Source organism: Mesorhizobium sp. M7A.F.Ca.CA.002.09.1.1, from assembly GCF_003998555.1.
In the GTDB taxonomy this organism is placed as follows: Bacteria; Pseudomonadota; Alphaproteobacteria; order Rhizobiales; family Rhizobiaceae; genus Mesorhizobium; species Mesorhizobium ciceri.
Window position 1 is genome coordinate 1 of the sequence record NZ_RZRR01000186.1, and the last position, 7,579, is coordinate 7,579.

Below are 7,579 nucleotides of genomic sequence, written 5' to 3' on the forward strand. Positions count from 1 at the left end.
GATTAAAAGACGCTCAGCGCGTCGCCGCCGTTTCGGCGTGGCCGCGCAGCAGCGCCATCAGGCGTTTGGCATCCTTGGCCGCGGCCTCCTCGTCGCCGGCAAGGATCGAGCGGATCAGCGCGACATGGTGCTCGGCGGATTCGGCAAGACCGGTCTCGGCCTTGTAGCGGAACCAGAAGCGGCGGCTGTGGGTCTGCAACGGGGCGGCCAAACGGGCGGCGAAGGGATTGTCGGCAGCCAGTGCCAACGCTTCGTCAAGTGCCTTGTCGGCCTGAATGAAGGCAAGCACGTTGCCCGAGATCACCGCTTTCTGCATGGCAAGCGCTGCTTCGTGAAACAGGTCGGCGGCCTCGCGGGTGACGAAGCGGGCGGCCGAGCGGGCCAGCACCACCTCGACGCCGCGACGCGCGTCGAGCACGCGCAGCCAGTCGCCGGGATGCAGCGGGGCGATGGCGATGCCTGCGCGCGGCCTGATGTCGAGCAGCCCTTCCCAGGCCAGCCGCTGGATCGCCTCGCGCACCGGTGTCCTGCCAAGCCCGAGCCTGTCGATCAGGGCGCCCTCGGTGACGAAGCTTGCCGGGGCCAGTTCGAGCGTGACGATCATGTGCTCGAGCACATGGTAGGCCCTGGTCGCGGCCGGCTCCGCCGAGGTGCTTGCTGCCGTGGATATCAAATGCGCTCTCCTGATATATCTTGAATATATCATAACGGATTCCGCATTGACAGCGGGTTTGTTAATAGATATACCAGTGATATATCAGATGGAGAGATGATCATGTGGACCGGAGTTTTTCCTGCCGTCACGACCAAATTCACCGCGGATGATCGCCTCGATCATGCCGAGATGGAGCGCTGCTTCAACCTGCAGATGGAAGCTGGCTGCGACGGCATCATCGTTTGCGGATCGCTCGGCGAGGGGCCGATGCTGTCGCCCGATGAGAAGATCGAGGTGCTGAAGACCGCACAAAAGGTCGCCGGCAAGAAGCCGGTGCTGCTGACGGTCAACGAGGCCGGCACACGCGAGGCCGCCAGCATCGCCAAGCGCGCGAGCCGGGAAGGCGCCAACGGCCTGATGGTCGTGCCGAGCCCGATCTACCACACCAATGCGGAAGAGACGGTCGCGGCGCTGCGCGCGGTCGCGCAGGCTGGCGACCTGCCGGTCATGATCTACTCCAACCGGCTTGCCTACCGCGTCGACGTCAGCGTCGACCAGATGGAGGAGCTGGCGTCGGACGAGCGCTTTGTCGCGATCAAGGAATCCTCCGACGACATCCGTCGTTCGACCGAGATCATCAATCGCCTGGGCACTCGCTACGACCTGTTCACCGGCGTCGACAATCTGGCCTTCGAGGCGCTGTCGGTCGGCGCCATCGGTTGGGTGGCCGGACTGGTCACCGCGTTCCCGCGCGAGACGGTCGCCATCTACCAGCTGATGAAGCAGGGTCGCCGCGAAGAGGCGCTCGGCATCTACCGCTGGTTCCGGCCGCTGCTCGATCTCGACGTCTCGACCTATCTGGTCCAAAACATCAAGCTTGCCGAAGTGTTCGCGATCAACACAAATGACCGCGTTCGCATGCCGCGACAGCCGCTGTCTGGCGATCGCCGCAAGTCCGTCGAGAAGATCGTCAAGGATGCGCTCGCGGTGCGGCCGACACTGCCGCAGTTCTGAGGCTTCTTCTTCCTGTTCGCAGGGAGAAGATGGTGGCAGCCAGATAAGGGGCAGCGCCCACGTGCAAGGAAATTCCAAGTCGACAGAAGCGGGGCGCAGCCCCTCATCCGCCCTTCGGGCGCCTTCTCCCCGTGAACGGGGAGAAGGGTTGGACATAGCCATCGTCGGTGGCGGCATCATCGGTATCTGTGCCGCTGCTTCTCTCGCTGAGGCGGGACGCAGGGTCACCGTCTTCGATCGCACAGGCATTTGCGAGGTGACGAGCTCGGGCAATGCCGCCGCCTTCGCCTTCTCCGACGTGCTGCCGCTGGCGCACAAGGGCATGATGCGGCAGCTGCCGAAATGGCTGGCCGATCCGCTCGGCCCGCTCAGCATCCCGCCCGCCTACCTGCCGACGCTTCTGCCCTGGCTGATCCGCTTCTGGCGCGCCGGTGCGCCGGGGAAATACGAGGCGAGCCTTGCCGCTCAAGCAGGCATGATGAAGCTTGCCGAGGCGGAGTGGATGGGCTTGCTCGATCGCTCCGGCACGCGGTCGATGCTGCGCGAGGATGGCTCGCTCGAGCTTTACGAAAGCGAAGCCGAATTTCAGGCCGGGCTGCCCGGCTGGGCGGCGCGTAAGCGTTTCGGCATCGGTTTCCGCCACGTCGAGGGCGAGGAACTGGCCGCCTTGCAGCCGGGCCTGTCGCCGCGCTTCATCAAAGGCACGTTCGTGCCGGGATGGAAGACGGTCGCCGACCCGAAACTGCTGGGCAAAGCGGTGTGGACCTATGCGCAGGCCAAGGGCGCTCGCTTTGAGCTGGTCCGGATCAGCCAAGTCGCGGCGGATCAGGATGGAGCGACGCTGACGTTGGCAGACGGCACGACCAGAGAGGCCCGGCACCTCGTCGTCGCCGCCGGCGCCTGGTCGCATCTGCTGGCTAAGCAACTCGGCGATCGCATTCCGCTGGAGACCGAGCGCGGCTACAACACCACCTTGCCCACGAGTGCCTTCGACGTGAAGCGGATGCTGATCTTCTCCGGCCATGGTTTCGTCGTCACGCCGCTCGAAACGGGTCTGCGCGTCGGCGGCGCCGTCGAACTCGGCGGCATCGAACGGCCGCCCAATTATGCCAGGTCGAAGGCGCTGCTGCAGAAGGCACAGAAATTCCTGCCGGGGCTCGATCCCTCGGGCGGGCGCGAATGGATGGGGTTCCGCCCCTCGCTGCCGGATTCAGTGCCCGTCATCGGCGGCGCGCCGGGAAAGCGGTCGGTGGTCTATGCCTTCGGCCATGGCCATCTCGGCCTGACCCAGGCGGCGGCCACCGGACGGTTGATCAGGGATCTTGTCCTGGGGCAGACTCCGCCGATCGATCTGGCCCCCTTCAGTCCGCAACGATTTTGATTTTTTCGGGTTTTTGATTTTCGAGGAGCGTCATGGCCAAGAAATCCTTCTTCTGCATAGACGGCCACACCTGCGGCAATCCTGTGCGGCTGGTCGCCGGCGGCGGCCCGCTGTTGCAGGGCGCGACGATGATGGAGCGGCGTGCGCATTTTCTGGCCGAATATGACTGGATCCGCACCGGGTTGATGTTCGAGCCGCGCGGCCACGACGTGATGTCCGGTTCGATTCTCTATCCGCCGACGCGCGAGGATTGCGACATCGCCATCCTGTTCATCGAAACCTCCGGCTGCCTGCCGATGTGCGGCCATGGCACGATCGGTACGGTGACGATGGCCATCGAGCACGGACTGATCAAACCAAAGACGCCGGGCGTGCTCAGGCTCGACACGCCGGCCGGGCTGGTCGTCGCCGAATACAAGCAGGTCGGCGACTATGTCGAGGAGGTGCGCATCACCAATGTGCCATCCTTCCTCCATGCCGAGGGGCTGACGGTCGAATGCCCTGGGCTCGGTGAAATCACCGTCGACGTCGCCTATGGCGGCAACTTCTACGCCATCGTCGAACCGCAGGAGAACTATCGCGACATGGCCGATCATTCGGCGGGCGACTTCATCGCCTGGAGCCCGGTGGTGCGGCAGCGGCTCAACGAGAAATATTCCTTCGTGCATCCGGAAAATCCTGGCATCAACCGGCTGTCGCACATGCTGTGGACCGGTGCGCCGACGGTGGATGGGGCGGATGCCCGCAATGCCGTGTTCTACGGCGACAAGGCGATCGACCGCTCGCCCTGCGGCACCGGCACCTCGGCGCGCATGGCGCAGCTTCATGCCAAGGGCAAACTCAAGGCCGGAGACAGCTTCGTGCATGAATCGATCATCGGTTCGCTGTTCAAGGGCAAGGTCGAAAAGGATGTCAGCGTGGCCGGCAAGCCGGCCATCATTCCCTCGATCGGCGGCTGGGCGCGCATGACCGGACTGAACACCATCTTCATCGACGACCGCGACCCGTTCGCGCACGGGTTTGTTGTCAAGTGATGGGAATCCTGACCTTGCGGAAAGCAACGACCTGAAAAATGGATCGTGCCAAAAACGCAAGGATTCCTTTCATCACCTAATTTTGACGGCGATTTCTTCGAAACGGGGCGCATGATGCGGTCGAATCGTCAAAGACATTGCGTTATGCCAATGGTAGGGTCCGCGATAGTCCAGGGGTCGGATGATGGAAAACGGGCAATCGGGCGGCGTGCTTCGAAAACACGCATGACGATTGAAAAATGACGTTGCAATCCGGGCTCGAAACTTTACGACTAGGGGAAATACGAAAAGGAATGCGTCTGCATGGGCGACATTCCAGGGGAGCCATGTACACATGCAGTACTTTGTCCAGCAGCTTATCAACGGGCTGACGCTGGGATCGATCTATGGGCTGATCGCGATCGGCTACACGATGGTCTACGGCATCATCGGTATGATCAATTTCGCCCATGGCGACATCTTCATGGTGGGTGCCTTCACGGCACTGATCGTCTTCCTCGCCCTTGGCGCGCTGTTCTATTCCGTGCCGGTTGTGCTGGCGCTGCTGATCATGATGATCGTGGCGATGCTGCTCACCAGCCTCTACAACTGGACGATCGAAAAGGTGGCCTACCGGCCGCTGCGCGGTTCGTTCCGACTGGCCCCGCTGATCACTGCCATCGGCATGTCGATCGCGCTGTCGAACTTCGTCCAGGTGACGCAGGGTCCCCGCAACAAGCCGATCCCGCCGATGGTCAGCCAGGTTTACAACATCAACGGCATCAGCGTGTCGCTGAAGCAGATCATCATCGTCGTCGTCACGGCGCTGCTGCTGGCGCTGTTCTGGTATCTGGTCAACAAGACCTCGCTTGGACGAGCGCAACGGGCCTGTGAGCAGGACCGCAAGATGGCGGCGCTGCTCGGCATCGATGTCGACCGTACCATCTCGATCACCTTCATCATGGGTGCGGCCCTTGCCGCGGTCGCCGGCACTTTGTTCCTGATGTATTACGGCGTCATTGCCTTCTCGGATGGTTTCACGCCGGGCGTGAAAGCCTTCACGGCGGCGGTGCTGGGCGGCATCGGTTCGCTGCCGGGCGCGGTGGTCGGCGGGTTGATGATCGGCTTCATCGAGAGCATGTGGTCGGCCTATTTCTCGATCGACTACAAGGATGTCGCGGCGTTCTCGATCCTGGCCATCGTGCTGATCTTCCTGCCTTCCGGCATATTGGGCCGGCCAGAAGTCGAAAAGGTCTGAGACTATGGCCGTCACCGTATCTCCGGAGCGCGACACCGTCGCCACCCCCATGCAGCGCGCATTGCGTGAGGCGCTCTATGCCGCTGCCATATCGTTTGGCCTGTTCGTGCTGTTCATCGGCCTGAAGACCGGCCAGAACATTTCCAATGAACTGGTCCTGACGACACGCTGGGGCCTGCTTGCCGCCGTGGTTATCGCCACGGCTGTCGGGCGCTTCCTCTATGTCGCCTATGGACAGCCCTTCCTGGCCAACCAGAAGATCACCGACGTCGCCACCGGCCTGCTGCCGGCCAGCGTGGCGTCACGCTTCTTCCAGTTGCCGGCCTTCATCGTGGCCTTGGTCGCGGCGGTGGTGTTGTTTGCGGTCAACAGCTCTCTCGTCGGATGGGTGGGAGCGGAGCCGGCGGGCTATCTGCAGTTCCTGCGCGCCTTGTCGGTCATCTATGTGCTGGCCTGCGTGATCTATTATTTCCGCGGCTTCATTCATGCCAACTTCACCAAACTCGGCATTGCCGCGCTGATCCTCTATCCGATCCTGGTGGTGGCGATCCTGTCGCTGATGTCCTGGTCGTTCGTCGGCGGACTGCAAGGCTCGCTGAAATGGGTCGACAATTTCGGCATCCAGATCCTGATCTATGTGATGCTGGCCTGGGGCCTGAACATCGTCGTTGGCCTCGCCGGCCTGCTCGACCTCGGTTATGTCGCCTTCTACGCGGTCGGCGCCTATGCCTATGCGCTGCTCGGCACGCAGTACGGCCTGTCGTTCTGGATCCTTTTGCCGGCCGCCGGCGCCATGGCCGCCTTCTGGGGCGTGCTGCTCGGTTTCCCGGTGCTGCGCCTGCGCGGCGATTACCTGGCGATCGTCACCTTGGCTTTCGGTGAGATCATCCGCCTGGTGCTGATCAACTGGCGGGAAGTCACCAACGGTTCAGCCGGTATTTCCGGCATCCCGAAGGTCACCTTCTTCGGCCTGATGACCTTCAACGTGTCGGACCCCAATTACGTCGCCAAGGTGCTGCATCTGGCGACATCGAGCGCCTACTACAAGATCTTCCTCTATTACCTGATCCTGGCGCTGGCGCTGCTGACAGCCTTCGTCACCATCCGGCTGCGGCGCATGCCGGTCGGCCGTGCCTGGGAAGCGTTGCGCGAGGACGAGATCGCCTGCCGCTCGCTCGGCATCAACACCACCACCACGAAGCTTACGGCCTTTGCCACGGGTGCGATGTTCGGCGGCTTCGCCGGCGCATTCTTCGCCGCACGGCAGGGCTTCGTCAGCCCGGAATCCTTCGTCTTCCTGGAATCGGCCATCATCCTGGCCATCGTGGTTCTCGGTGGCATGGGCTCGCTGGTCGGCATAGCGGTCGCCGCAATGGTGATGATCGGCGGCACCGAGGCGTTGCGCGAACTCGACTTCCTCAAGCAGGTCTTCGGACCGGACTTCACACCGGAACTCTACCGCATGCTGCTGTTCGGCATGGCCATGGTCATCGTCATGCTGTGGAAGCCGCGCGGCTTCGTCGGCAGTCGTGAACCAACCGCCTTCCTGAAGGAGCGAAAGGCCGTCTCAAGCTCCTTCACCAAGGAAGGACACGGCTGATGAATGCGAACCCTGTTCAGAAAGCCGCTTCGGGCATGAACGACGCTATCCTTCAGGTCGATCATCTGTCGATGAAGTTCGGTGGCCTGGTGGCCATCGGGGATCTGTCTTTCGCCGCCAAGCGCGGCGAGATCACCGCGCTGATCGGCCCCAACGGCGCCGGCAAGACCACGGTGTTCAATTGCATCACCGGCTTCTACAAGCCCTCGGAAGGCATGATCACGCTCAACCGGAACGATGGTTCGACCTTCCTGCTCGAGCGGCTGCCCAACCATGAAATCCCGGCGCGCGCCAAGGTGGCGCGCACCTTCCAGAACATCCGCCTGTTCTCCGGCATGACCCTGCTGGAGAACCTGCTGGTCGCCCAGCACAACAAACTGATGAAGGCATCGGGCTACACGGTGCTTGGCCTGTTCGGCTTCAGCGGCTATCGCAAGGCCTCGGCCGAATCGGTGGAGCTCGCCAAGCATTGGCTGGAAAAGGCCGATCTTGTCGACCGTGCCGACGACCCGGCCGGCGACCTGCCCTATGGCGCGCAGCGCCGTCTCGAGATCGCTCGCGCCATGTGCACGGGACCCGAGCTTCTGTGCCTCGACGAGCCGGCGGCCGGCCTCAATCCGAAGGAATCGGCGGCGCTCAACGAGCTGCTGATCGACAT

At 62.8% G+C, this 7,579-nt stretch carries 7 protein-coding genes; 6 read left to right on the forward strand and 1 reads right to left on the reverse strand.

Features of this window, described 5'->3' with window-relative positions:
- Positions 1-13: 13 nt before the first annotated feature.
- Positions 14-706, reverse strand: a complete 693-nt coding sequence (locus tag EN994_RS10950) for a GntR family transcriptional regulator (RefSeq protein WP_050596296.1) — start codon at positions 704-706, stop codon at positions 14-16.
- 69 nt (positions 707-775) lie between these two features.
- Between EN994_RS10950 and EN994_RS10955 the strand changes: the two genes are divergently transcribed.
- The 6 genes from EN994_RS10955 to EN994_RS10980 all read left to right on the forward strand — a co-directional run.
- A complete protein-coding gene (locus EN994_RS10955; RefSeq protein WP_024502892.1) occupies positions 776-1,669 on the forward strand; it encodes a dihydrodipicolinate synthase family protein in 894 nt (297 codons plus the stop codon).
- A 148-nt stretch (positions 1,670-1,817) separates the two neighbouring features.
- Positions 1,818-3,050, forward strand: coding sequence for an FAD-binding oxidoreductase (locus tag EN994_RS10960; RefSeq protein ID WP_082826562.1), 1,233 nt, complete (start codon positions 1,818-1,820; stop codon positions 3,048-3,050).
- 32 nt (positions 3,051-3,082) lie between these two features.
- Complete coding sequence (locus tag EN994_RS10965) at positions 3,083-4,084, forward strand: 4-hydroxyproline epimerase (protein WP_013529091.1); 1,002 nt, start codon at positions 3,083-3,085, stop codon at positions 4,082-4,084.
- 334 nt (positions 4,085-4,418) lie between these two features.
- Complete coding sequence (locus EN994_RS10970; RefSeq protein ID WP_013529092.1) at positions 4,419-5,321, forward strand: branched-chain amino acid ABC transporter permease; 903 nt, start codon at positions 4,419-4,421, stop codon at positions 5,319-5,321.
- Positions 5,322-5,325: 4 nt separating this feature from the next.
- Positions 5,326-6,921 (forward strand): high-affinity branched-chain amino acid ABC transporter permease LivM, encoded by a 1,596-nt coding sequence (livM, locus tag EN994_RS10975; protein WP_013529093.1) that lies wholly within the window; start codon positions 5,326-5,328, stop codon positions 6,919-6,921.
- Positions 6,921-7,579 (forward strand): ABC transporter ATP-binding protein (locus EN994_RS10980; protein WP_164745868.1); only part of this gene is annotated, 659 nt, incomplete at its 3' end. The genes livM and EN994_RS10980, both read left to right, overlap by 1 nt.

Excerpts from the sequence above, each read along its gene's own strand:
- EN994_RS10950 (WP_050596296.1), bottom strand. The coding sequence starts at position 706 with ATGATATATTCAAGATATATCAGGAGAGCGCATTTGATATCCACGGCA.
- livM (WP_013529093.1), top strand. The coding sequence starts at position 5,326 with ATGGCCGTCACCGTATCTCCGGAGCGCGACACCGTCGCCACCCCCATG.
- EN994_RS10965 (WP_013529091.1), top strand. The coding sequence starts at position 3,083 with ATGGCCAAGAAATCCTTCTTCTGCATAGACGGCCACACCTGCGGCAAT.
- EN994_RS10970 (WP_013529092.1), top strand. The coding sequence starts at position 4,419 with ATGCAGTACTTTGTCCAGCAGCTTATCAACGGGCTGACGCTGGGATCG.
- EN994_RS10955 (WP_024502892.1), top strand. The coding sequence starts at position 776 with ATGTGGACCGGAGTTTTTCCTGCCGTCACGACCAAATTCACCGCGGAT.